This window comes from Exiguobacterium sp. s34 (genome assembly GCF_018617435.1).
Lineage (GTDB): Bacteria > Bacillota > Bacilli > Exiguobacteriales > Exiguobacteriaceae > Exiguobacterium > Exiguobacterium aestuarii.
Window position 1 is genome coordinate 224705 of record NZ_JACSKE010000005.1, and the last position, 25346, is coordinate 250050.

Below are 25346 nucleotides of genomic sequence, written 5' to 3' on the forward strand. Positions count from 1 at the left end.
ATCGGTCTCCTCCTTCTCCTTACGCGTCCTCGTCTACTCCTTTTTCAAGCGCCTTCCACGCGAGCGTGGCACACTTGATTCGAGCCGGGAATTTCGATACGCCTGAGAGCGCCTCGATATCACCGAGGTCAAACGTATCCGTGTCGTACTCTTTGCCTTGAACCATTTCAGAGAAGATGTTAGCGAGTTGAAGCGCCTCTTCCACTGTTTTCCCTTTGACGATTTGGGTCATCATCGATGCTGAGGCGAGACTGATCGAGCAGCCTTCCCCTTCAAACTTCGCATCTTTGACGATGTCGTCTTCGACTTGTAGTTGAAGACGAAGTGAGTCCCCACACGTCGGGTTGTTCAAGTCCACCGTCACGCCATCTTCGATGACGCCACGGTTTCTTGGGTTTTTATAGTGATCCATGATGACCTGGCGGTACAACATGTCGAGATTATTAAAACTCATAATTGAAATACTCCTTCGTTTGACGTAATCCCTCGATGAAACGGTCGACCTCTTCTTTTGTGTTGTACAAATAGAAGCTCGCCCGTGCCGTCGATGATTGCTTCAAAAGACGCATGAGTGGTTGTGCACAGTGGTGACCGGCACGAACCGCGATGCCTTGCATATCGAGAACGGTCGCAAGGTCGTGCGCATGCACGTCCTTCAAGTTGAACGTGACGAGACCGACGCGATCTTCAGGACCGTAAATCTCGATCCCTTCAATCGTTTTCATCTGCTCGATCGCGTAAGACGCGAGTTCACGTTCGTGTGCTTCGACGTTCTCCAGACCGATTTCTTCTAAGAAATCGATGGCTGCCGCAAGACCGACTGCTCCAGCGATAATCGGTGTACCCGCTTCGAAACGATACGGGATGTCTTTCCACGTCGATTCATACAAATCGACATAATCGATCATCTCGCCACCGAACTCGACCGGTTCCATGTTTTTGAGGAGTTGTTTCTTCCCGTATAAGACACCGATTCCAGTCGGTCCGAGCATCTTATGTCCAGAAAAGGCAAGGAAGTCACAGTCGAGTGCTTGGACGTCCAGTTTACGATGCGGTGCACTTTGTGCGGCATCGACGACCATGACGGCACCTAACTCATGCGCGAGTCGAGCGACTTCGGCAATCGGGTTGATTGTACCGAGCACGTTTGAGACGTGACTCATCGCGACGATTTTCGTACGATCCGATAACACCGCTTGAACCGCATCGAGTGTGACACGTCCGTCCGGCGTAAGCTCGACGTATCGAAGCGTCGCGCCTTTTCGCTTGGCGAGTTGTTGCCATGGGATTAAGTTCGCATGGTGTTCCATCGGAGTGAGGACGATTTCGTCGCCTTCACCGACATTCGCATCTCCGTAGCTCGACGCAACCAAGTTGATGGCCGTCGTCGTTCCACGTGTGAAAATGATTTCTTCAGGAACCGCCGCATGGATGAAAGAGCGGACGCGTTCGCGTGCTCCCTCATACGCATCCGTCGCTTGCGTCCCGAGCGTATGGACGCCACGATGCACGTTCGAATGGTTGCGACGATAATAGTCCTCGATCGCCTCGATGACAGCGAGCGGCTTTTGTGAGCTCGCCGCGCTATCAAGATAAACGAGCGGGTGTCCATTGATTTCCTGATCTAAAATCGGAAACTGTTCACGAATCGAGGCGTTCAACATCTTAACGTACTTTCCCTTCGATGACTTCGCGGAGACGGTCTTTGACCGAATCGATTGCGAGTTCTTCGACGACAGGCGTCAAGAATCCGTGGATGATTAAACGCTCTGCCTCTTGGCGAGACAAACCACGGCTCATCAAGTAGTACAATTGAACATCATCGACACGACCGACCGATGCCGCGTGACCTGCCATAACGTCATCTTCATCGATAAGAAGAATCGGGTTGGCATCCCCACGTGCTTTTTCAGAGAGCATCAAGACGCGCTCTGTCTGAACACCGTTCGATTTTGACGCACCGTGGTGAATCATCGATGTCCCGCTGAAGATCGCAGTAGCTGCGTCTTTTTGGACACCGTGAATCAAGATGAACCCTTCAGATGCTTTTCCGAAGTGGTCGGTACGAATGTTGAAGTTTTGTTTTTGTGCACCGCGACCGATTGTCACAGCTTTTGTATCCGAATACGTGTTATCTCCGACGAGGTGAGTCTTCGTCTCAACGACCGAGTTCCCGTCGTTCATGTGACCGAGCGCCCAATCAAGGCGACCGTTCGCATAGACGACACCGCGACGGTTCATGAACGTGAGTGCTGATTCAGCGAGCTGATCGACACCACCGAAGACGACTTTCGCGTTCTCTCCAGCGAATACTTCCGTCACGACGTTGACCGTGTGCGGTTCGTTCGTGCCAGAAAGGAAGTTTTCGATGTATGTCACTTCACTACCTTCGTCTGCGACGAGGATTGTGTGGTGATAGAGGGCGCCGTTCGCCTGTTCCATCGTGAAGATCGCTTGAAGCGGATCTTTCAATTGCGTGTTTTTCGGTACATAGATGAATGCACCACCGTTTGTGAGGGCAGCATTCAACGCCGAAAGACGTTCTTCATCGACACGTACGCCTTCCGTCATGAAGTATTTCTCAACGAGCTCTGGATGTTGCTCCATCGCTTCTTTGATTCCCATGAACAAGACGCCTTCTGGCATCGACAATTCGTTATAGACGACATGACCGTTGCGTTCAACGAGCACGTTTGTCCGGTGGTCTCCGAGGAGTGACTCGATGTCAGCCGTCAAACCGTCTTTCGGTTCGAGATTGACATCACCCGCTGCGAAGTCCCATTTATCAATCTTAATCTTTTCAACTTTTGGCAAAGCAAGTGTCGGCGCAAGTTCTGCTGCCTCTTTACGACGGTTGACCATCCATGCTGGTCCGCCGAGCGCTTCTGCACGTGCCGACAACGCTTGTGCATCCAATTCAAATTGTACGGTCATCGTACAGCCTCCTTACGCTTCTGTGTCTACTGTCATTCCGAGTTCTTGCTTCACCCAGTCGTAACCTTCTGCTTCGAGTCGTTGTGCGAGCTCTTTGCCACCAGACATGACGATTTTACCGTCCATCATGATGTGTACGAAGTCTGGTTCGATATAGTTGAGGAGACGTTGGTAGTGCGTGATGATCAAGCAGCCAAACTCTTCTGAACGCATTTCGTTGACACCTTTTGCGACAACTTTGAGTGCATCGATATCAAGACCTGAGTCGATTTCATCCAAGATGGCGATGTTCGGTTGAATCATCATCATTTGAAGAATTTCGTTACGTTTCTTCTCACCACCTGAGAATCCTTCGTTTAAGTAACGGTGTGCCATTTCTGAAGGGATTTCGAGAAGTTCCATCTTCGCATCGAGTTCACGGATGAACTTCATGAGCGAGATTTCTTGACCTTCTTCACGACGTGAGTTGATTGCTGAACGCAAGAAGTCTGCGTTTGTAACACCGCTGATTTCAGCCGGGTACTGCATCGCAAGGAACATCCCTGCTTGTGCACGCTCGTCGACTTCCATCTCGAGGACATCTTCGCCGTTTAATTCGACGCTTCCCCCAGTGACCTCATAAAGTGGATGACCCATGAGTGCTGATGCGAGTGTTGATTTACCAGTCCCGTTTGGACCCATGATGGCATGAATTTCGCCACCTTTAATTTCTAGGTTAAGACCTTTGACAATCTCTTTTCCTTCGATTGAGACGCGGAGGTCATCAATTTTCATTTGTGGTACGTTAGACATTCGGATACCCCTTCCGTATTTTCTCGCCATAGTGAATGGCGTAGATTAGATATATTCTAATCTTAGACTAGTAATTTTTTTATTTCAAGCGACTCACCTTAGAATTCATTCTCAATAGAATGATAAAAGTTGAGAATGCTAATAGTAGGAAATCAAGACATTATCCGGCATTCTCCTCGACGAGTGCGAGAACGGCTTTCCGCTCTCGTACGGCGGCAGCGAAGAAGAAGGCACCACATCCCGTCAACACCGCCAAGCTTCCGAATACCGGAAGTGATGATTGGCCGAACGTATCCAGTAAAACGCCTCCGATAATCGGTCCAATCGTCTGACCGAGTGACGTCAACCCCATCGCTCCAAAATAAGTTCCCCGCAGATGTTCTGGCGCCAGTTCGTCCGTCAACACGTCCGTCATCGTGAACATCAACACCTCGCCGACCGTGAAAATGGCCATCGCGACAAAGAGAACCCACTCCACCGTCGCAAATCCGATGAGCAGAAGTCCGAACGACAATGTCGAGATTCCGAAAAAGAGCGATTTGATGGGAGAGACACGAATCCCGAAACGCATAATCGGATACTGGACGATGAGCACCGTGATGGCGTTTGTCGTCAATAAGTAAGCGAACAATCTTGAACCGTCTTCCAACCCATCGCTTAGCGCGATAAATTGAGGAAGCGTCGAATTGAACTGACTGTAACCGATAATCGCAAAGATCATCCCGATGATGACCGCACGAAACGTCCGATCGTCCCGTAAAACGCGAAACGTCTCCGTCAAGCGCGGGCGTGCTTTGACACCGTCCCCTTCTTCAAACGGATATTTGTAAAACAAGATCGAGATGATGATTCCATACACGATGTAGACAGCCGTCACAACGAAGAACGCGGTCTTCACACCGGTGAGTGATAAGACAACCGCCAAGAGTGGTCCGATGGCCGCGGCGATGTTAATCATGAAGTAACGGACGTTATAGACGATGACCCGCTGATCTGCCTGCGTCGTGTCACTAATGAGAGCACGTGAAGCCGGTTCTAAGAAAGATCGCGACATCCCCATCAACATGGATAGCATGTAAAACCAAAACAGTTCGGTCGCAAGCGCGAGGCCAGCGAACGTAACGGCATTGAGCACGATCCCGATTAGCATGAGCTGTTTTCGCCCATATCGGTCAGAGAGTGTTCCCCCAAAGAAGCTCATGAACAGACCCGAAAGCGCCGTCACGGCAAAAATCGTTCCAATCACACTCGCTGAAAACCCGAGTGTGGCCAAATAGATCGCAAAAAATGGCATGACAAAAAACGTTGCCAGTCGTGCAAAAAACGTCCCGAACAGGACGCCCCACGTCAGCGGATGAATCTGTGTGAGCTTCATCCAAATCCCCCCTTTTCTTTCATATATAGTGTACTTCTCTTCATGAAAGAACACTAGACAAAAAAAGACTCAGGGGATGACCCCTGAGTCGAGATTACTTATTGTTGTACCGGTACGACCGCACCTTTGTATTCGTCCAAGATCCACTGTTGTGTTTCTTTAGAAGTCAATACTTCGAGAAGTGCCTTGACGCGCTCATCTTCTTCGTCTCCTTCACGTGTGACGATCAAGTTGACGTATGGTGAGTCTTCGCCTTCGAGTGCGATGGCATCTTCAAGTGGGTTGAGACCTGCATCGATCGCGTAGTTCGTGTTGATGAGGACCGCATCGCCTTCTCCGTTGTTGTAAGCTGTCGGAAGAAGTGCTGCTTCCACGTCCGTCTTAAATTTCAAGTCTTTCGGGTTGTCGACGATGTCAGAGACTGTCGCATCGACTGTCTTGCCTTCAGCAAGTGTGATGAGACCTTCTGATTGGAGCATCGTAAGGATACGTCCGTGGTCAGCAACCGATGAACTCATGATGATTTCCGCACCTTCTGGAAGTTCGTCGAGCGATTTGTATTTTTGTGAGTAGACACCGATTGGCTCAATGTGGACACCACCCGCAGATGCGAATTTGTAGTCTTTGTTTTCAGCCATTTGCGACTCGAGGTATGGCTCGTGTTGGAAGTAGTTCGCATCGAGTTCCCCGCTTGCGAGCGTCTTGTTCGGAAGCACGTAGTCTTGGAACTTCTTGATTTCGAGTTTGTAACCTTTTGCTTCATATTCTTCTTGTACGTGCTCTAAAATCTCAGCGTGTGGTACGTTCGATGCACCGACGATCAATGTCTTTTCATCGCCAGACCCTGTGTCTGCCTCTTCCCCGCCGCAAGCCGCGAGAACTGTGAATGCTGATAATGCTGTCAATCCGAGTACTGTTTTCCAAGTTTTCATAATGAATCCCTCCAAATGGTATATGTGTGATTAAGCTGAACGTTTATCAATTTTTGTGACGAGTCGGTCACCGATGAATTGGATGACGAACACGATGATCAAGATGAGCACCGTCGCCACGAACGTGACGTCGTTTTGTGAGCGCTGGAACCCTTCCAAGAAGGCCAAGTTCCCGAGTCCGCCGCCCCCGACGACCCCTGCCATCGCCGTATAACCGACGATGGCAACGATGGTCACCGTGAGTCCTGATACGATTGCGGGAAGAGCTTCCGGAATCAAGACTTTATAAATGATTTGCCATTTCGTTGCTCCCATCGATTCGGCCGCCTCGATGACACCATGGTCGACTTCACGAAGCGCAAGTTCGACCATACGAGCGTAGAACGGTGCCGCTCCGATGATGAGCGCCGGAAGCGCCGCCGTCGAACCAAGCATCGTACCGAGTAGGAACAACGTGAACGGGATGAGCAAGATGATCAAGATGATGAACGGGATCGAACGAAACACGTTGACGATCGCGCTGACAAAGACGTAAATCGGACGATTCTTCAATAATAGCGATTCGTTTGTAATATAGAGAATCAAACCTAAAGCGAGTCCGATCACAAACGTCGCGACACCTGCGACGAGCGTCATGTATAACGTCTCCCAAGTCTGTTCCATCATGATTTGCCAGTCTACGTTAGGAAACATCGCTTTCCACCTCCACTTCTACAGATTGCGAACGAATCGACGCGATGGCGCGGTCGATTTCTCTTGCTTCCCCAATCAATTGGATGAATAGCGTGCCGAGCGCACCGACTTGTGACTGGGTCACATTCCCGCCGATGATGTTGAATCCGATATCGTGTGTTTTAAGGACGTCAGACAAAATCGGTTGTTCCGCCGTCTCATTCAAGAATTTCAATTTGACGATTTGACCACTTGGGTATCGTGCTTTCAAGTGTTCGAACGTGAGCGACAGATCGTCGACCGCTCCGATTTGCTTCACGAATTCTTTCGTGATCGGTTGTTCCGGATGTTGGAACACGTCAGAGACTTGACCCGTCTCGACGACTTTCCCCGCTTCCATCACGGCGACACGATGACAAATCTTTTGGATGACGTGCATCTCATGCGTGATGAGGACGATCGTCAAGCCGAGTTTCTTATTGATGCTGACGAGCAGTTCGAGAATCGAATCCGTCGTCTTCGGGTCGAGCGCACTCGTCGCTTCGTCACAGAGGAGCACCTCTGGATTCGTAGCGAGCGCGCGGGCAATCCCGACTCGCTGTTTTTGACCGCCCGATAATTGTGATGGGTAGCTGTCTTCACGACCAGCCAATCCAACGAGCTCAACGAGTTCTTGGACCCGACGTTTCCTCTCACTTGCCGGAACCCCAATCAATTCGAGTGGGAAGCTAATGTTTTCTGCGACCGTGCGCGACCACAGAAGGTTAAAGTGCTGGAAGACCATCGAGACGTTTTTGCGAACCCCTCGTAATCCTTTCGGGCTGAGCTTCGTGAGCTCACTCCCGGCGACCTCGATTTCACCGCTAGACGGTGACTCGAGACGGTTGAGTAATCGGATGAGCGTCGACTTCCCCGCCCCCGAATATCCGATTATTCCAAAAATTTCACCGCGATCAATCGTTAGTGACACATCATCGACCGCCTGGACACGACCATTCTTCGTATCGAACCATTTGGCGACGTTTCGTAATTGAATCAATTCTTTTCCCTCCTGACAACAAAAAAAGCGCGCACGTTTGAGCAAACGTGCGCACTTTATCGTACGGACAACGATTGCTCTCATCTCTCAAGGTTTCTCACCTTGCTGGAATTAGCACCATTTCGGATTGCTCCGCGGTTGCTGGGCGTCATAGGGCCAGTCCCTCAGCCTCTCTTGATAAGAGTGTTGTGTATTCGATTAGCTTTATCATAGCGACAGCTTTTTCTGCTGTCAAATCCTTTTTTCAAAAAAATTAAAAAAAGGTGCCGTCCGAGGACGACACAGAACGTAGCACCTTGAGTCACGGAAGGACAGCCCATAGATGAAAATCTTTTGCCCGTTCAAGATTTCCACCCTTATATGGGGGAGATTCACCAATCATCACTCGATCTTGACTTGGACCGTGCGATTATACGGAACGTCTTTCTTCGCTTGATTTTTTTGGGGGACAATCGAAGGGAAGACTGACGTGTATTCGTATAAAGTGTAGCAGCGGCTTCATCAAAACGTCTTGATGTCGGGAATATCGCGTCCTATTTTGTGTTCAAGTAAGATGTTGTAATGAATATACCATTCGTGAACTTTCTGTGTCAACTGATTATTTAAAATTTTCAGATTATTCTAATGTTCCTCTCTCACTTCACGAAAGAGAGGACATGCTGGACGTTTTGAAAAGCATAGAGACGATCCCGAACCTCGCCATTTTCAAGCTTTAATAGGGCCGGGACACTCATCACTTGATAGGCCTCAAGCTCTTTTGGAATATAGTTCGCGTCTCGCTTTTCAATCTGAATTTCAGGGTCAACCGCCTCGACGACCGTTAACATTTTCTCCGCGACAGCGCATGTACCACACATTGGCGCGTATATATATAAGAATCCGTCTGTAATCATTATTCTCACCTCTCTTGCCATTATAATGGTCGATTGATTCTCGTTCAAAAATCGTGCTCTCGTGAAATTTCAGAATTTTTCAATGATTCTCTTGACTCTTCTGTCGGATAGGAATAATATGGGTTCTAACTTTATCGCTTTTGTACATAACAGCAAAAAAGAAGGACAGGTGAATGAATGATGACGGAACAGGCAACAAGTACGACAAAGCAATTCACGATGAACGTCTTAAACGGTCTCAGCATGGCGATTCTGATCGCCCTCATCCCGAGCGCACTGCTCGGTGAACTCACGAAAGCCATACTCCCTTATTTTCCGTCTCTTCAATTCATATTGGATGCGACGACGATTGCGATGCGGCTTCTCCCAGCCATTATCGGCCTGGCCGTTGCGATGCAGTTCGGACGATCGATTCTAGAGGCAGGAACGATTGCCATCGCGACGTATGTCGGCAGTGGTGCCGTTCGAATTAACGAGGGTGCGTTCGTGATGGCAGGCATCGGTGACGTGATCACAGCCGGTGTGACCGCTGCGATTGCCACCCTTCTCGTCATGAAGCTCGCCCCCCACTTGAAGACGTATACGGTCATCGTTATGCCGATGACAGTCATTGTCGTCGCTGGTGGGATCGGTTCCTTCTTGTTGACGTACATCTCACAGATTACGACATACATCGGATACCTCATCATGACGATGACAGATCTTCAACCCGTTCTCATGGGTATCTTGATTGCGATGGCGTTCTCGCTCATCATCGTCTCGCCGATTTCGACCGTCGGAATTGCGACCGCGATTAGCCTATCCGGCGTTGCGGCCGGTGCGGCAAACCTCGGTGTCGTTGCCGCCGGATTCGGTCTCGCCATCGCGGGTTGGCAGGCGAACGCGACCGGTACATCGATTGCACACTTCCTTGGGTCACCGAAAATTCAAATGGCAAACTTCGTCCGACGTCCCATTATGATGCTTCCGATTTTGGCGAATGCGGCCATTCTCGGCGCCCTCGCCGGTATGTTAAGAATCGAAGGGACTCCAATCAGCGCCGGATTCGGTGTATCTGGACTCATCGGACCGGTGAACGCGCTACACCTCATGCCGGGCGGATTCGCCTTGTTCAACGTGCTTCTCGTCATCGTCTTGTTCGGTCTCATCCCGGTCGGACTCGGGATTTTCTTCTACCGTGTGTTCGAACGGGCGACACTCGTCAAATCGGATCACTATCGTCTCGATTTCGAGTAAGACGTAAAAAAAGCCGGCTTCTCCAATTCGGAGAGGCCGGTTTTACTTATCCTTGAATCATCGCTTCGTATTCTTCAGCTGTCATGAGCTTGTCGAGGTCCGACTCTTCCGTCAACTCGACTTCGACCATCCATGCGTTTTCAAACGGTGACTCGTTGACGAGTTCTGGAGAATCCGCGAGGTCCTCGTTCACTGCTGTGATGCGTCCTGATACCGGCGCATACAACTCAGAGACCGTCTTCACTGATTCGACTGAGCCGAATGGCTCGTCGAGCAAAATCGTACCGTCGACTTCTGGGAGTTCCACAAACACGATATCCCCTAGTTCGCTCTGTGCGAAATCCGTGATGCCGATGCGGGCTTTCGTTCCGTTTACTTCCACCCATTCATGTTCTTTTGAATAACGTAAATTTGCTGGTACTTTGCTCATCCTAACTTCCCCCTCAAATAAATTAGACTCACATCTGTATTATAGCACTTAGCCCCAAACGTCCGTAAAGGACTTTTCTGAAAATCCGACCGTCGTTTTTTCACCATTTGTGACGATTGGTCGCTTCAAAAGCATACCATTACTCGCCAACAGCTCGAGTTGTTCGTCTTCTGATAGATTTGGAAGCTGATCTTTGATACCTTCATTCCGATACACTTGCCCGCTCGTATTGAAGAACTTTTTGAGTGGTAAATCCGATTGTTTCCACAACTCGGCGAGCTGTTCTTTCGTCGGTGTCGATTCGACGATATGGACGTATGTATAATCGACGCCTTGCGCTTTCAACCATTTTTCTGCTTTTTTACACGTACTGCATGGTGGATAGCCATATAGTGTCACCATCTGTTCATCACCTCTCTCATCAATGTAGCATATTCTGAGAAATCAATTCACGTCTCAAGCAACCGTTCGATTTCTCGTTTCATCGTCGTGTTGACCATATGTCGCTCTTCGATAAAACGTAAGATGATCGCCGCCGCGACACCTGACTTGCCATATCCTAATACCCCGCCCATCAAGAAAGAAATCATTTGTGGATGTCTCGACTCGACCCGACGTGTCGGGTTGAACGGGTCCCCTTGTCCACCGAGCGCCTTCAGAACGTTCTGAACGGCCGCGACTTGGACGAGTTCGAATCCAGCGAGCGTCTCTCCTCGGCGTTCACGTAGCAACCCGACATATAGGTTCGTCAACGCTTCTTCATAGTAATAAGCCGTCGCTTCACGCGCGATTTCGAGATGCGGTGTCGCGAATACATCGAGTGCTTCATCCCGTCGCCAGACGATCCGTCCCGGCGTGTAGGCGATTGTTGCGAGTTCATGTACTTCGAAGACGGCGAACTCACCGTAAATGCCATCGTGATACATAATCTTATGCCCGTCTTTCGTGTTTTGGAACTGATAATGAAGCGGCTCGACTTCGAGCCAGTCGAGTCGGTCGATAAAGCGTGCCTTATGCCCGTCCTCGACAATCAAAAAGAAATCGAGGTCCGAGTAATCATCCAACCGCTCCGTCTCTTGTCCGATCGACCCTAATGCCAGCAACATAAGCGTTCCTTCGTGTGTAGCGACCGATTCCCCGATTCGTTCCATCCGTTCAAGCAAGATCTCTCGTTTTTTCATCGTCTCTCCCCCTCGTTTCTATTGTACGTGGCGGAGAGACCAAAAAGAAAGGGTCGACCGCGTCCGGTCCACCCTTTCTGTCGATTGGATTAAACGATAAACTTGTTCGCTTTGATGAGGCTCGCAGCGACTTCGCGCTTCGTCCCGATCACATTGATCGGCTGGTAGCGGCTGAACTTCTTCATTGCCGAGAGAAGCATACGCTGCTCGTCACCAGACGCCGCTGCGTACAACACTTCTTTCGCCATGAGTTCGACTTGTTTGAATACTTGTTCCGCAAAGATTTCCGTGTAACGGACTTTGAGCGTGTTCTTCTCATCGCCTGTGCGTGCAATCGCTTTGTCCGTACGAGCGATCGCTGCTTCAAGCGCATAGATGGCACTGATCATGTCTGCGATCTTCGCCAAGATTTCTTGTTCGTTTTGAAGGTCTTGTTGATACTTCTGAACCGCTGTACCTGCGACCATCAAGTTGATCTTCTTCATGTTTGAAAGGAGCATCTTCTCGCGTGCGAGCGGTGAGCCGTCCAATTCTTGTGGCATATAGCTCATGAGCTCTTTTTGAAGCTTTTGTGCTTCTGCGAGAAGCGGCAATTCACCTTTCATCGCTTTCTTGAGAAGCGTACCAGGAACGATCAAACGGTTGATCTCGTTCGTTCCTTCGAAGATGCGGTTGATGCGTGAGTCACGGTAGAGGTTTTCGACCTCATACTCTGCCATGAATCCGTATCCACCATGAATTTGAACGGCTTCGTCGACGACGTAGTCGAACGTTTCAGATGCGAATACTTTGTTGAGTGAGCATTCGATCGCGTATTCTGCGATGGCTTGTGCGACTTTTGATCCGTCGCGCATGTTCTCGTCACCAAGTGCGTCAAGGCTGTCCTGGAACAAGCCGCCCGTACGATACACTGAGCTTTCCATCGCATAGATGTTTGCTGCCATCGTCGCCAATTTCTCTTGGATGAGTGGGAATTGGCTGATTGGTGTTTTGAACTGTTTGCGCTCGTTCGCGTATTGAACCGAGAGATCGAACGCGCGTTTTGATGAACCGACCGCTCCGACTGCGAGTTTGTAACGACCGACGTTCAAGATGTTGAAGGCGATGACGTGACCTTTTCCGACTTCACCGAGGAGGTTGTCGACCGGTACTTCAACGTCCTCAAGGATGAGCGTACGTGTCGACGATCCCTTGATTCCCATCTTCTGCTCTTCTGCGCCTGTTGAGACTCCTTTGAAGTCACGCTCGACGATGAAGGCACTGAACTTGTCGCCGTCGATTTTTGCGTAGACGACGAAGACGTTCGCAAAACCAGCGTTTGTGATCCATTGCTTCTCACCGTTCAAGACGTAGTGTGTTCCTGCTTCGTTCAAGACAGCCGTCGTTTTCGCACCGAGAGCGTCAGACCCTGAGCCTGGCTCCGTGAGCGCGTAAGCTGCGATCCATTCCCCTGTCGCGAGTTTCGGCAAGTACTTGTGTTTTTGCTCTTCTGATCCGAAGAAGACGATCGGGAGTGTCCCGATTCCAACGTGTGCGCCGTAGCTGAGTGCGAACGAACGAGCTTTTGCGAAGCGCTCCGTGATGATCGAAGATGAGATTTTATCGAGTTGGTAACCACCGTACTCTTCTGGAACGTCTGCTCCGAGGAGGCCGAGTTCGCCTGCTTCTTTCAACAATTCGACTGAAAGGTCGAACTCGTGCTTCTCGATACGCTCGAGGACTGGCATGACGCGATCATCGACGAATCCTGCTGTCGTGTCACCAATCATTTTATGCTCATCTGAGAAATCCTCTGGTGTGAAGAGACGCGATGCGTCGAGTTCGTCAATAACAAAGCTACCGCCTTTAATCAATTCATGTTCTGTACGTTCCATATCCGATTCCCCCTTAAAGTAATTCGAAGACACCAGCCGCGCCCATTCCGCCGCCGATACACATCGTGACAACCCCATACTTCTCATTGCGTCGTTTCATCTCGTGCAAAATGGAGACAGAAAGTTTGGCTCCTGTACATCCAAGTGGGTGACCAAGGGCGATGGCGCCGCCGTTCACGTTTACTTTCGAAGGATCGATTCCGAGTTCACGGATGACACCGAGTGACTGACTCGCGAACGCCTCGTTCAACTCGAACAATCCGACGTCTTCTAATTTTACGCCAGCCATTTCGAGTGCTTTCGGAATCGCGACGACTGGACCGATTCCCATCACTTCTGGACGGACACCGCCGACAGCGAACGAGAGGAACTTGGCCATCGGTTGTAACCCTTGACGTTCTGCTTCTTCACGGTCCATAACGAGAACAGCTGCTGCCCCGTCTGACACTTGTGAAGCGTTACCCGCTGTGACCGAACCTTTGATTTTGAAAGCCGGGCGAAGTTTACCGAGCGCTTCGATTGTCGAATCGGCACGGACACCTTCATCATGCTTCACGACTTTCTCCACTTCAGCGACTTTTCCGTCTTCACCGAGTACGTGCTCGATGACCGTGACAGGTACGATTTCTTCCTGGAACTTGCCACCTGCGATGGCTGCCGCTGCTTTTTGATGACTGTTGATGGCGAACGCATCTTGGTCTTCACGCGAGATGTTATATTCGGCTGCGACACGCTCTGCCGTATGACCCATGCTCATGTAGTACTCTGGTGCCGTCTCCATGATGTGTGGGTTTGGACGGATGACGTGACCACCCATCGGTACTTGGCTCATCGACTCCATACCGCCGGCGATGATCGCCGTCGCTTGACCGATCATGATTTTTGCCGCCGCATCCGCAATGGCTTGAAGGCCTGACGAGCAGTAGCGGTTGATCGTAATCGCTGGAACTTCGTGCGACAGTCCCCCCCGGACCGCCGCATAGCGAGCGATGTTCATCCCTTGTTCCGCTTCTGGCATCGCACAACCCATGATGACGTCATCAATCGGGCCTTTATATCCTGAACGCTCAAGCGTTGCCTTGATGGCATATCCCGCGAGCTCGTCCGAACGAACGTTACGGAACGATCCGCGTTTTGCTTTTCCGACCGGCGTCCGTGCGCCGGCTACGATGACTGCTTCCCTCATCTGTTATGTCCCCCTTTATCAGTTCCGTAGTGGTTTGCCTTTCACGAGCATATGTTGCATCCGTTGTTGTGACTTCGGCTCCCCGATGAGGCTCAAGAAGGCTTCACGCTCGATGTCGAGGAGGTACTGTTCGTCGACGAGCGTACCGTATGCCAAGTCGCCACCACTGATGACATGTGCGAGTTTCTTCGCAATCTTCAAATCATGCTCTGAAATATAACCGCCGTAGAACATTTCATATGCCGCGAGTTCGAGCGTCGCTTTACCCGTTTGACCAACGACCGGTAACTTCTCACGAACCGGTGCCGTGTAACCATCAGCAAGTTCGAGTACCGTTTGTTTCGCATCGAACGTCAAGTGATCACGGTTCATCGAGATGCCGTCGACCGCACGATGGTAACCGAGCGCCTTCGCATCAAATGCCGACTTCGATACTTTCGCCATCGCGATGTTCTCAAACGTCTGTTGCGCAGCCTTCTCGATGTTTTGCATCGATTTCGGCGTCTGTTCGAGGAGACGACGATACGTGTTGACGTTTCCGCCCCCACCTGGGATGAGACCGACACCGACTTCGACGAGACCCATATACGTCTCAAGCGCAGCTTGCATACGTGCTGCCGGTAAGCTGATTTCCGTTCCGCCACCGAGTGTCATACCGTATGGTGCGGCAACGACCGGACGACCCGAATAACGAATCTTTTGAACGACTTGTTGGAACTTGTTGATGATCCAATCGAGTTCGTACCAGTTCTCGTCTTCTGCTTCCATGAGCATCATCGCAAGGTTCGCGCCGACACAGAAGTTCTTGCCATCGTTTGCGAGGACCATTCCTTTGAAGTCTTGCTCCACTCGGTCGATCGACTGTTCGATCATCTGCATGATGTCGACGCCGATTGCGTTGTTTGGTGACGTGAATTCGAGTGCGACGACGTCATCGCCGATATCGACAAGGCGTGCGCCACCGTTCTCTAAGATAATGCCGTTTGATTTTGCGAGTGGCTTGAGTTTCAATTCTTTCGGGTTGACGGTCTTCTCGACATACGCCTTCGACGCTTTATCGTAATACTGGTCTCCCTTGTAGAATGACGTGTTGCCTGCAGCAAGCATCTCATCAATCCATGCCGGAATTTCGTAGCCTTCCGCTTTCATGCGCTCGACTGACTTTTCAACACCGAGGGCATCCCACATCTCGAACGGTCCGAATTTCCAACCGAAGCCCCACTTCATCGCATCGTCAATCGCAACGATCGTGTCTGCGATCTCACCCGTGAGACGCGCCGAGTAAGCGAGCGTCTTCGCCGTGATCGGCCAGAGCAATTGTCCGATGCGACCTTTGTTCAAGATGGCACCTTTCAACTTTGCCTTCGAACCAGGAAGTGACTTGATTTGATCGAGTTCAGGACCTGTAATCGCTTTCAATTGTTCGTATTCGAACGTCTGAAGATTCAATTCCTGAATGACCTTTCCTTCTTTCTTATAGAAGCCTTGACCGGCCTTCTGCCCGATCCAGCCTTTTTCGACGAGTTGCTTCATTTCTGAAGGGACGTCAAACGTATCCTTTTCTTCCCCTGCTTCGAGCGTCTCGTAGACATTACCTGCCACGTGGACGAATGTGTCGATTCCGACGACATCAAGCGTGCGGAACGTCGCTGATTTCGGACGACCGATGAGCGGACCTGTAATCGAATCCATCTCTCCGATTGACGCGTTTTGTTTGAGCATCTCTTCGAACGTGACGAGGAGTCCGTATGTCCCGATGCGGTTACCGATGAAGTTCGGCGTATCTTTGGCTTCAACGACACCTTTCCCGAGACGGTCTTCCGCGAAGCGTGACATGAAGTCGATGACCGGACGAGCCGTCTTCTCCGTCGGGATGAGTTCGAGCAACTTCAAGTAGCGCGGTGGGTTGAAGAAGTGCGTCCCGAGGAAGCGTGATTTCAAGCCTTCCGGAAGGGCACTTGCCATCGCTTCAATTGAGATCCCTGACGTGTTCGAGCTGAGAATCGCATCTTCACGGATGTAAGGTGCGATCTTCTCGAAGAGCTGTTGTTTCACGTCGAGACGTTCGACGACGACTTCGATCACCCAGTCTGCTTCTTTCAAACGCTCCAAGTCATCTTCTAAATTTCCGACTTCGATGAAGTTGAGATGGTCTGCTGTCGCGAGTGGTGCTGGATTTTGTTTCAATAACTTTTGACGGTTTTCTGAGGCGATGCGATTGCGTACTTCAGGTGACTCGAGCGTCAACCCTTTCGCTTCCTCTTTTGCTGTCAATTCACGTGGTACGATGTCGAGCATGAGCGAACGAATCCCCGCGTTCGCCAAGTGAGCCGCAATCCCCGCCCCCATTACTCCTGAACCGATGACGACCGCAAAACGAATTGAGTTCGTCAAACGGAGGTCGGTTGATTGTTCGATGTGACTCGTCATAGTGTTCCCCCCTAAAATGAGAATGAATAGTGATTCATTTCACGCGTAAAAAAAATCGCAATCACCATCGTGTTTACTCTTCTATCATAAATGAATGAACATTCATTCGCAAGCGTTCATTTTTCAATTTCATTCCATTTTTTAATTGAACGATTAGTTTTCAATCGGTGTGGTATAGACAAAAAGAGTCAAATTTAGAAAGGGGAATGTATACATGCGAGATAATCGTTTAAACACTGCCGGCAGCCGAGAGGATTTTGAATCGTTCAAAAAGAATGCCCAAGAACAGGCCCATCAACCAGGAATCGATTCGAAGATGGAGCCTTTCCCCATTTATGAACGGGAAGACTATAAAGGAAGTGACAAGTTAAAAGACAAGGTCGCAATCATCACCGGTGGGGATTCCGGGATTGGAAAATCGGTCGCTATCTTTTTCGCCCATGAAGGCGCGAACTCGGTCATCGTCTATAAAGATCAAAACGAGCTCGAGGACGCGGAAGCGACGAAAGAACGGATTGAAGACTTGGGCCAAGCCTGCCTCTTGCTTCAAGGAGACCTCGGGGAATCTTCTTTCTGCCAACGAATCGTCGAAGAAACGCTCGAGACGTTCGGTCATATCGACATCCTCGTCAACAATGCCGCCGAGCAGCATCCGCAGGAATCACTCCTCGACATCTCGGACGAACAACTCGAGAAGACGTTCCGCACGAATATCTTCAGCATGTTTTACTTAACGAAAGCCGCGCTCCCTTATTTAAAAGAAGGAGCCAGCATCATCAATACAACCTCGATCACGGCATATGAAGGAAACGATCAGCTCATTGACTATGCGTCGACGAAAGGCGCGATCACCGCGTTCACCCGCTCGCTCGCCAAAAACTTGGCGGATAAAAAAATTCGCGTCAACGGGGTCGCACCAGGACCGATTTGGACACCGCTTATCCCGTCGACGTTCGACGCGGAAAAGGTCAAATCGTTCGGTGACTCTTCCGGTATGAAACGACCGGGGCAACCGGCCGAACTCGCACCAGCATACGTCTATCTCGCAAGCGATGACTCGACATACGTCAGCGGTCAAGTCATTCATGTCAACGGTGGGACGGTGATTAATGGATAATAGGTGAGACTCAGCGATGGCTGGGTCTTTTTTTGTTAATCCCTTTCGTTTTCTTATCAATCCTACCTATGTTTTAATTAAGGAAGAGATTACCACTTTTTATAGAATGGAGGAAACGTATTGACCACTCAGTATCATTTGACGGAACATGATTTTTTCGCTCTTCAAAAAAATTCCCTTCACCAATTAACAATGCATAAAAAAGGACGCATTGCCTTTACTGTTGTCGCAGAAATACTCGCCATTTTTTATGGGATTGTATTATTAGTTAATGTACTTCCTCAACAAAATGCGTTATATCCACTTGTCGGAAGTTTGATCATCGGGTTGTTGCTTTTACCATTCATCACGAAACTCTATCAAAAAATCGTTCTCCGACAAACTCGGTCAATTATAAAAACGAATACGAAGTGGCCAAGAAAAGTCACCTTACACTTGAGTGAAAGCGGTATTGAATTTCATTCAACCCACCATAACGTAACCAAGCGCATACACGTGGCATGGGAAGCGATCCAAAACATGAGTGAAGATGAAACAAATCGCTATTTATATTTCCAAACCAATGAAGTGTTTATCATCCCAAAACGGAATCACGGAATCAGTGAAATCGACCAAACTGAAATCAATCGATGGTTACAAGACCGTCTACATATCAAAAACTAATCAGATCAATATACTGACCGACAAAGAAGTTTGAAAGGAGTGAACGACTTGACGTTCACGTATCAAATGACAGTAGAAGATGCCATATCTTTTCAAAGAGAATTGATTCATCACACTGCAGAACATGAACGAAGACGTAAAGCATGGATGAAATATATGCGCGCCATTCTGATTGCCATCGGGTATGTAGGGACACTCTTTTTCCCGTACCGACCTGAGTCGACCGCATTACATGTATTTATTGCCGTCATCGTCGGATTCTTGTTCGCACTCTTGCTGACGCCACTTTTAAATGATTTGTACGCACCGTATATGTTGCGACTAAATCTTCGTTTCCTGCAAAAGAGTCAGACTTGGCCAAAAGAAACCACTCTTCAATTTTATGAGACTCACGTCGAAGTCCATTCTGTTAGTACAAACATTCATCGAACGACTCAAGTTCCTTGGGAATCCATCAAAAAAGTGAACGAGGACGAGACATATCGCTTCTTGTATTATGAAGAAGATGAGGCGATTATCATCCCAAAAGCAAAACAGGGAATCAATGAAGCTGAACAGCTTGAAATCAATCGGACACTCGAAAAATATTTGTCTACCTCACCAAGTGTATGACTTCGGTTAGGGAGGACGAGAACAAGAAATCGTAGCCCCTCCGCTATATAGAAAGCGGAACGAATCGACGTCATCCATACATCAAAAAAGCACGAACATCCTTTGACGGACGTTCGTGCTTTTCTCATTTCTTCACCATTCCTTTTAACACGAACGCTACGTTTGCCGGGCGCTCCGCGAGGCGGCGCATGAAGTAACCGTACCAGTCACGGCCGTATGGCACGTAGACGCGGACTTTGTATCCTTGGCGTACGAGTTCGAGTTGACGCTCGACGCGGATACCGTATAGCATCTGGAACTCGAACTGGTCGAGTGGGATATTGTTCTCTTTGACGTGTTCGATGACGGCGTCAATCATATGGTCATCGTGTGTCGCGATGGATGCGTAGTTTCCGTTCGCAAGATGGAGTTTGACGAGCTTCACATAGTTATGGTCGACGTCCTCTTTTTCAGGGAACGCGACCGTCGCCGGCTCTTTGTATGCCCCTTTGACAATCCGGAGGTTCGGCTTAAGCGGTGCGAGGTGATTGATGTCATCTTCCGAGCGATACAAGTACGACTGGATGACCGTCCCGAGACCATCAAATTCAGCCTTCAGCTTCTTGAACAATTCGAGCGTCTTCTCACAACGCTGCTCGTCTTCCATATCGATGGCCACAAAGACCCCGACTCTTTGTGCGACCGTCAAAATTTGACGCATGTTGTCTTCAATCAATTCGTCCGAAATGTCGAAGCCGAGTGACGTCAACTTGAGTGACATATAAGCATCTAATTGTTCTTCTGCCATAATTTCAATCGCACGAATGATTTCGTCGCGATTCGTATTCGCTTCTTCGACCGTCTTGATAAATTCCCCGAGATGATCGACCGTGACCGACAACCCTTTCGCGTTGAGTTCGCGAATCGTCGGAACGGACGCCTTAAAGTCTTCCCCTGCTACAAAGCGTGATGCACCAAATCGTAAACCATATTTCTTCGCCAAACTATTGAGTGTTTTGTTTTGTGACATGTAGATAAATCCATCGCGCAACACTTTTTCCATCTGATTTTCCCCCTTACTTTTACACCCATCTATCTCTATGATGATGTCTGAAATTATTATGACACACAAACGTCAATTCGTCTGTATTTTTGTAACCGTTTTCAGCACTTTCTTCCCAACTTTTCAAAAAAGACAGACGCCCCGTAGGACGGCTGTCTTATAGGCTTGTCGAAGGTGCGACATAGAGCAGAATACTGAGGAAGATGAACACACTTCCCGCTAAGACGAACAAGTGCCAAATCGCATGATTGAACGGCAGTTTTTGCCACACATAAAACACAATGCCGACCGAATAAGCAATCCCTCCGGCGAGGAGAAGCATGAACCCTTGATGCCCGAGTGATTCATAGAGCGGACGGATGGCAATGATGCAGATCCAGCCGAGTGCGAGGTATGTCACGTTTGACACCCACATGTACTTCCCGGTCGAAAATAGTTTCCAAATGATTCCGAGAATCGCCACTCCCCACACGATCCCGAACAACGTCCAGCCGAGCGTCCCGTGAAGCGTCACGAGAGCGAACGGTGTATAACTTCCGGCGATGAGTAAGTAAATCCCTGCGTGGTCGAACACTTGCAGCACCCGCTTCGCCCGTGGATGGGGGATGGCGTGCATGAGTGTCGAGAAAAGATAGAGTAAAATCATCGATGCCCCGAACACACTTACCGCCGTGACGTTCCATGTGCTCCCACTTTCTGTCGCGCTCATGACGAGCAAGACGAGGGCGACGATGCTGAAGATGACTCCTAAGCCGTGCGTGATCGCGCTCGCAATCTCTTCCCCGAGCGTATCGGCATGGAGCATCTCTTTGAGTTGTTCTTGTTTCATATGCTCCCACCTTCCATAACTGTTCCCTCTAGTATGGACATTTCCCGATTTGAACGCAATCAAAAACACGGGCTACCGATTAGCCCGTGTCGAGATTATGCGACTTCTTTCACCGGAATATCACATTCCATTTGTGCAGCCCGCATCGCGCGTGCCCGTTTGTGGAACAAGACGAGCAGCGTCAACGTCCCGAGTGTCGAAATGACATACGGAAGGACCCCGTCCAGCTTGAATCCGATTGGTGCCGTCAAAATATAGAACCAGACCGCATACAACATGAACGTCCCCGGAAGGAGCGCGATGTAATGGTTCTTCCCTTTAATGTAGAGGTACATCGCTCCGACGAACAGTGCGATGACCGCTGTCGTCTGGTTCGCCCAGTTGAAGTATTGCCAAAGCATCTGGAAGTCCATGTTCGTGAGCACGTATGAGATCGCGAAGAGTGGAAGTGCGATCCAGAGGCGTGACGAGAACTTCTTCTGCGCGATCGACAAGTAGTCCGCGATGATCATACGGGCGCTACGGAATGCCGTGTCGCCTGATGTGATCGGTAATACGATGACACCGAGAATCGCGAGCGTCCCACCGATACTACCGAGCATGAGTGTTGCCACTTCTTGGACGACGAGTGCCGGCGTCCCTGAGTTGATGAGTCCGAGCAATTCACCTGGCTCGAAGATGGCCATCGCAGCCCCAGCCCAAATCATCGCGATGACCGCTTCCGCGATCATCATACCGTAGAAGATTTCACGACCATTGCTCTCTTTCATCGTCGTCCGCGAGATGATCGGCGACTGTGTCGCGTGGAAGCCAGAGAGCGCTCCACACGAAATCGTGAAGAAGAGGAGTGGCCAGATCGGTAAGCCGTCCGGATGCATGTTCGTCAATGTCATCTCTGGAATTTGGTAGCCTTGTGCGAACAAGCTGACCGCAATCCCGATCGCACTGACGACAAGAAGTGCCCCGAAGAACGGGTAAATCCGTCCGATGATTTTATCGACTGGGAGAAGCGTCGCCAAGATATAGTAGGCGAACACAGCGAAAATGACGAACATGAGCGTCGTTGCGTTTCCGTCAAATAAGTTGTTGATCATGTTACTCGGAGACGTGACGAACACCGTTCCGACGAGTAAGAGAAGTAAAAGTGCGAATCCGTTGACGATATGACGGAGCGAGCGTCCGAGGAACTTCTCCGCTAGTTGTGGCAAGTGTGCGCCGTTATTCCGAAGGGAAATCATTCCTGTCAAATAGTCGTGTACCGCCCCGGCAAAAATCGACCCGAAGACGATCCAAAGAAATGCGACCGGTCCGTAGAGCGCCCCCATGATCGGTCCAAAGATTGGTCCGACACCGGCGATGTTCAATAATTGAATCATCGAATTCCGTTTTTTACCCATCGGCACGTAGTCGATGCCGTCCTGAGAAGCATAAGCGGGCGTCGTCCGCTCTTCCTTGATGCCGAACGTCTTCTCGACGTAACGACCATATACCAAATACCCGACCAAAAGTAGTGCGAGTGCGACAAAGAATGTAATCATCTGTCAGTCCCCTTTTCCGTCCATATGTAGCTGATCCCCGTCAGCTTTTCGGTTTACACGTGTCATGTAACCGATTACATGATTGATTATACAAGAAGAATCCATGTAATGTAAGGGTTTTCATTCACATTTTTGCCACAAAAAATGAGCCCCCATTCAGGAAGCTCATTTCCAATTAACGAAGCGCAGGTTCACCGACGTGGCCGGCACCAACGACTTTCATTTCTGACTTCGTCTGACCATCTTTTTCACTGACGACTTCTACTGTTTGGCGAAGTTTGAGCGGTTTGACAGACAGTACGTATTCTCCGTTCTCATTCGCGACCGTCTCAGCCAAGACGCGATTGCCATCGCGAAGCGTCACGTCTGCTCCAGGGGCTGTCATTCCCGTCACGCGTTTCGCACCCGGTTTGATCGTATCCACTGTGAGGTTTAACACGAACTCTGGTGCTGTCGGCTCAAGACCGAGCGTATACGTCCGGAAGAGACGACCCGCTGCGTCCGCACGTGTCGCGTCTGTCGCTTCGATGCCTTCGTAAAGGTTCAAGTACTGCTTGCCGGCATCTGCTGTCTCAAATGTCACAGAACGTTTCGCGTCCGCGACAATCTTCCAGTTGTTATCGGCTTTATAGTCCAAGTTGCTGCCACTCGACACGATATAATCCGAGATGACGTTACGTGTCTCATACGCTGAGCGATAGACGATGTTCTTCCCGCCACCGAGACCTGGGAATGAAGACGACCCTGCACGATAGTTGTTCGTCGCGACCAAGAACTCTTGGTTCATCGTGATCGGTTGACCGTTATATTCGACGTTCTTCACGCGGTTGGCGTTCTCGTTGACGAGTTTCCCACCGACATCGAACTTCGCCGGACCTGTGACATCGATCTCATACGTCAAGCCGTCGAGGACGTCGAAGTTATAGCTGCGGAACTGGAGGTTGAGGAGGTTTTCGCCGTCCGCCTCGATTTGGTCATATGCCCCCGCTGACATCTCGAGCCAGTCCATGACGTCCTTCCCTGTCACTTTGACGACTTCGAGCGTGTTCGGATAGACATAGAGGTCCGCCACGTTCTTCAAGGCGATTTGACCTTTCGGGATATTCGTGTAATAGCTCGCGTCCGTCAATTCACGACCGCCCGCTTTGAACGGTGCCCCTGCCGACAAGAGTGGCAGACCTTTATAAGGTGAAAGCTCTGGGTTCGTCTCAAGTTCTTTCTCGACGTACCACTTCTGGGCGTTTGTCACGAACTGGACCGACGCATCGTCACGGACGAGTGCGAAGTAGCTCTGAATATCGTCTTGAATCTGTCCGACCGGTTGGTTGATGTAGTCGATTGTCGCCAAGTGGTCGTCTTCAATCAACGCTTGGATCGTCGGGTCGATCGCTGTATCAGCCGTCACCGTGTCGAGCGCGGCCGATGCGTCAAGAATCTGCCATTTGCCGTCGACGAGTTCGAGTTCGAAATCGATGACCCCGAGGTCTTTCCCTTGGTTGTTCGCCATGACGACCGGTTTCCCGTTGATCGTCCCTTTTGCCATATCGACGTTCGGGAACGAGGCGAACATGCCTTTCGCATCCGGGAAGCGACCGTGCTGGTGTCCCGTCATGACCATGTCGAGTCCGTCAATCTTCGTGAGCGCATACCCGACGTTCTCTTCGCTGTCGAGTTGTTCGTCCGCGAGTGCCGCACTTTCGCCGATGCCTGAGTGCGCGAGCGCGACGACGACGTCTGCTCCTTGGTCTTTCAATTTTTGAACCGATTCACGTGCCGATGGGATGATGTCCTCTGCCGTCACACGACCTTGTAGGTTCCCTGAATCCCATGACATGATCTTCGGCGGTACGACACCGAACACACCGACTTTGATTGTATGTGTTTCCCCGTCCAAGTCTGTGACCGTCCGTTCGATGATCTGGACCTCTTGTCCATCCACGTTGAACTTCGAGACGATCGGGTTGCCTTCTAAGTCTTTGACGTTCGAGTTGACGAAACGGAGCTTCCCTTTCGATCCTTCCATCGCGTTGTATAAGAATTCGAGACCGAAGTTGAACTCGTGGTTCCCGAGTGTGACAGCGTCATAGTTGAGTGCTGCCATCGCCTTATACATCGGATGCTCGAACGCTTCATTTTTCCCAGCTTGAAGCTCACGGACGTAGTCGCCAAACGGTGTCCCTTGAATCGTATCGCCGTTATCGAACAAGAATGTGTTCGCTTCCCCAGCGGCTGTACGATGTTCATTGATGAGTGTCGCGACTTTCGTCAACCCGATCGTATTGTCGACCTTGTCTTGGAAGTAGTCATAGTTCGTGATGTTCGTATGTAGGTCTGTCGTCTCTAAGAAACGGAGCTTGACGATATCCTCATCGACCTCTGCCAAAACGTTCGGTGCCTGTAGCGGTAAAACGGTTGGTAATACGAGCGCGGTCGCGATCGACCATTTCCATGCACTTTTCATGTGATTGTCCCCTTTGTCTGGTTGATAAGTGTCTAACCATACTCAATATAACACCAGCCTCGTTGACCTTCTATTAAAATTTTGTATAAAAAAGACCCAATTTCCTTTAC

The 25346-nt window shown here is 50.0% G+C and carries 23 protein-coding genes and 1 riboswitch; of the genes, 4 read left to right on the forward strand and 19 right to left on the reverse strand.

Annotated features, from left to right (window positions below; translation table 11 throughout):
* Nucleotides 1-19: 19 nt before the first annotated feature.
* The 9 genes from sufU to KNO87_RS12270 all read right to left on the reverse strand — a co-directional run bounded on the left by sufU (nt 20) and on the right by KNO87_RS12270 (nt 8637).
* Nucleotides 20-454: a Fe-S cluster assembly sulfur transfer protein SufU gene (sufU, locus tag KNO87_RS12230; protein ID WP_026825487.1), complete on the reverse strand. Its 435-nt coding sequence runs from the start codon at nt 452-454 to the stop codon at nt 20-22.
* A complete protein-coding gene (locus KNO87_RS12235) occupies nt 444-1664 on the reverse strand; it encodes a cysteine desulfurase (protein WP_159562600.1) in 1221 nt (406 codons plus the stop codon). The genes sufU and KNO87_RS12235 overlap by 11 nt, the downstream gene beginning before the upstream one ends.
* Nucleotide 1665: 1 nt before the next feature.
* Nucleotides 1666-2934, reverse strand: coding sequence for a Fe-S cluster assembly protein SufD (gene sufD / locus KNO87_RS12240; protein ID WP_214693478.1), 1269 nt, complete (start codon nt 2932-2934; stop codon nt 1666-1668).
* A gap of 12 nt (nt 2935-2946) precedes the next feature.
* Nucleotides 2947-3708 carry a Fe-S cluster assembly ATPase SufC gene (gene sufC, locus KNO87_RS12245; RefSeq protein ID WP_143180266.1) on the reverse strand — a complete coding sequence of 254 codons (762 nt, stop codon included), beginning with the start codon at nt 3706-3708 and terminating at the stop codon, nt 2947-2949.
* Nucleotides 3709-3886: 178 nt separating this feature from the next.
* Complete coding sequence (locus KNO87_RS12250; RefSeq protein ID WP_214795529.1) at nt 3887-5101, reverse strand: MDR family MFS transporter; 1215 nt, start codon at nt 5099-5101, stop codon at nt 3887-3889.
* 98 nt (nt 5102-5199) lie between these two features.
* A complete protein-coding gene (locus tag KNO87_RS12255) occupies nt 5200-6033 on the reverse strand; it encodes a MetQ/NlpA family ABC transporter substrate-binding protein (protein ID WP_214795527.1) in 834 nt (277 codons plus the stop codon).
* A gap of 30 nt (nt 6034-6063) precedes the next feature.
* Nucleotides 6064-6726, reverse strand: coding sequence for a methionine ABC transporter permease (locus KNO87_RS12260; protein WP_214795525.1), 663 nt, complete (start codon nt 6724-6726; stop codon nt 6064-6066).
* Complete coding sequence (locus tag KNO87_RS12265; RefSeq protein WP_214795523.1) at nt 6716-7744, reverse strand: methionine ABC transporter ATP-binding protein; 1029 nt, start codon at nt 7742-7744, stop codon at nt 6716-6718. Before KNO87_RS12265 ends, KNO87_RS12260 begins: the two co-directional genes overlap by 11 nt.
* Nucleotides 7745-7821: 77 nt before the next feature.
* Nucleotides 7822-7928: riboswitch (SAM riboswitch) on the reverse strand.
* Between the two features lie 451 nt (nt 7929-8379).
* Nucleotides 8380-8637, reverse strand: a complete 258-nt coding sequence (locus KNO87_RS12270) for a thioredoxin family protein (protein ID WP_214787019.1) — start codon at nt 8635-8637, stop codon at nt 8380-8382.
* A gap of 177 nt (nt 8638-8814) precedes the next feature.
* On the opposite strand from KNO87_RS12270, the gene KNO87_RS12275 reads away from it, so the two are divergent.
* Nucleotides 8815-9873 (forward strand): PTS sugar transporter subunit IIC, encoded by a 1059-nt coding sequence (locus KNO87_RS12275; protein ID WP_214795521.1) that lies wholly within the window; start codon nt 8815-8817, stop codon nt 9871-9873.
* A 46-nt stretch (nt 9874-9919) separates the two neighbouring features.
* Here KNO87_RS12275 and gcvH read toward each other — a convergent pair whose 3' ends face one another.
* The 6 genes from gcvH to KNO87_RS12305 form a co-directional block, all read right to left on the reverse strand.
* Nucleotides 9920-10303, reverse strand: coding sequence for a glycine cleavage system protein GcvH (gene gcvH / locus KNO87_RS12280; RefSeq protein ID WP_214787015.1), 384 nt, complete (start codon nt 10301-10303; stop codon nt 9920-9922).
* 48 nt (nt 10304-10351) lie between these two features.
* Nucleotides 10352-10705, reverse strand: coding sequence for an arsenate reductase family protein (locus KNO87_RS12285; protein WP_214795519.1), 354 nt, complete (start codon nt 10703-10705; stop codon nt 10352-10354).
* 47 nt (nt 10706-10752) lie between these two features.
* Nucleotides 10753-11484 (reverse strand): hypothetical protein, encoded by a 732-nt coding sequence (locus KNO87_RS12290; protein WP_214795517.1) that lies wholly within the window; start codon nt 11482-11484, stop codon nt 10753-10755.
* Nucleotides 11485-11573: 89 nt separating this feature from the next.
* Nucleotides 11574-13358 (reverse strand): acyl-CoA dehydrogenase family protein, encoded by a 1785-nt coding sequence (locus tag KNO87_RS12295; protein WP_214795515.1) that lies wholly within the window; start codon nt 13356-13358, stop codon nt 11574-11576.
* 13 nt (nt 13359-13371) lie between these two features.
* Complete coding sequence (locus KNO87_RS12300; RefSeq protein WP_214795513.1) at nt 13372-14544, reverse strand: acetyl-CoA C-acetyltransferase; 1173 nt, start codon at nt 14542-14544, stop codon at nt 13372-13374.
* A gap of 18 nt (nt 14545-14562) precedes the next feature.
* Nucleotides 14563-16974, reverse strand: a complete 2412-nt coding sequence (locus KNO87_RS12305; protein WP_214795511.1) for a 3-hydroxyacyl-CoA dehydrogenase/enoyl-CoA hydratase family protein — start codon at nt 16972-16974, stop codon at nt 14563-14565.
* A 214-nt stretch (nt 16975-17188) separates the two neighbouring features.
* On the opposite strand from KNO87_RS12305, the gene KNO87_RS12310 reads away from it, so the two are divergent.
* The 3 genes from KNO87_RS12310 (at nt 17189) to KNO87_RS12320 (ending at nt 19366) form a co-directional block, all read left to right on the forward strand.
* Nucleotides 17189-18091: an SDR family oxidoreductase gene (locus KNO87_RS12310; RefSeq protein WP_214795509.1), complete on the forward strand. Its 903-nt coding sequence runs from the start codon at nt 17189-17191 to the stop codon at nt 18089-18091.
* A gap of 120 nt (nt 18092-18211) precedes the next feature.
* On the forward strand, nt 18212-18754 hold the full coding sequence (locus KNO87_RS12315; RefSeq protein ID WP_214795507.1) for a YcxB family protein: 543 nt from the start codon (nt 18212-18214) through the stop codon (nt 18752-18754).
* A gap of 48 nt (nt 18755-18802) precedes the next feature.
* Entirely contained in the window at nt 18803-19366 is a 564-nt protein-coding gene (locus KNO87_RS12320; RefSeq protein WP_214795505.1) for a YcxB family protein, read from the forward strand.
* A gap of 124 nt (nt 19367-19490) precedes the next feature.
* On the opposite strand, the gene KNO87_RS12325 is transcribed toward KNO87_RS12320, so the two are convergent.
* From KNO87_RS12325 to KNO87_RS12340, 4 genes are all read right to left on the reverse strand, one after another.
* Nucleotides 19491-20408: a proline dehydrogenase family protein gene (locus tag KNO87_RS12325; protein WP_214795503.1), complete on the reverse strand. Its 918-nt coding sequence runs from the start codon at nt 20406-20408 to the stop codon at nt 19491-19493.
* A 157-nt stretch (nt 20409-20565) separates the two neighbouring features.
* Nucleotides 20566-21237 carry a PAQR family membrane homeostasis protein TrhA gene (trhA, locus tag KNO87_RS12330; RefSeq protein WP_074033553.1) on the reverse strand — a complete coding sequence of 224 codons (672 nt, stop codon included), beginning with the start codon at nt 21235-21237 and terminating at the stop codon, nt 20566-20568.
* A 95-nt stretch (nt 21238-21332) separates the two neighbouring features.
* Nucleotides 21333-22775, reverse strand: a complete 1443-nt coding sequence (locus KNO87_RS12335) for a carbon starvation CstA family protein (protein ID WP_214795501.1) — start codon at nt 22773-22775, stop codon at nt 21333-21335.
* Between the two features lie 175 nt (nt 22776-22950).
* A complete protein-coding gene (locus KNO87_RS12340; protein ID WP_251126818.1) occupies nt 22951-25236 on the reverse strand; it encodes a bifunctional 2',3'-cyclic-nucleotide 2'-phosphodiesterase/3'-nucleotidase in 2286 nt (761 codons plus the stop codon).
* Nucleotides 25237-25346 lie beyond the last annotated feature (110 nt).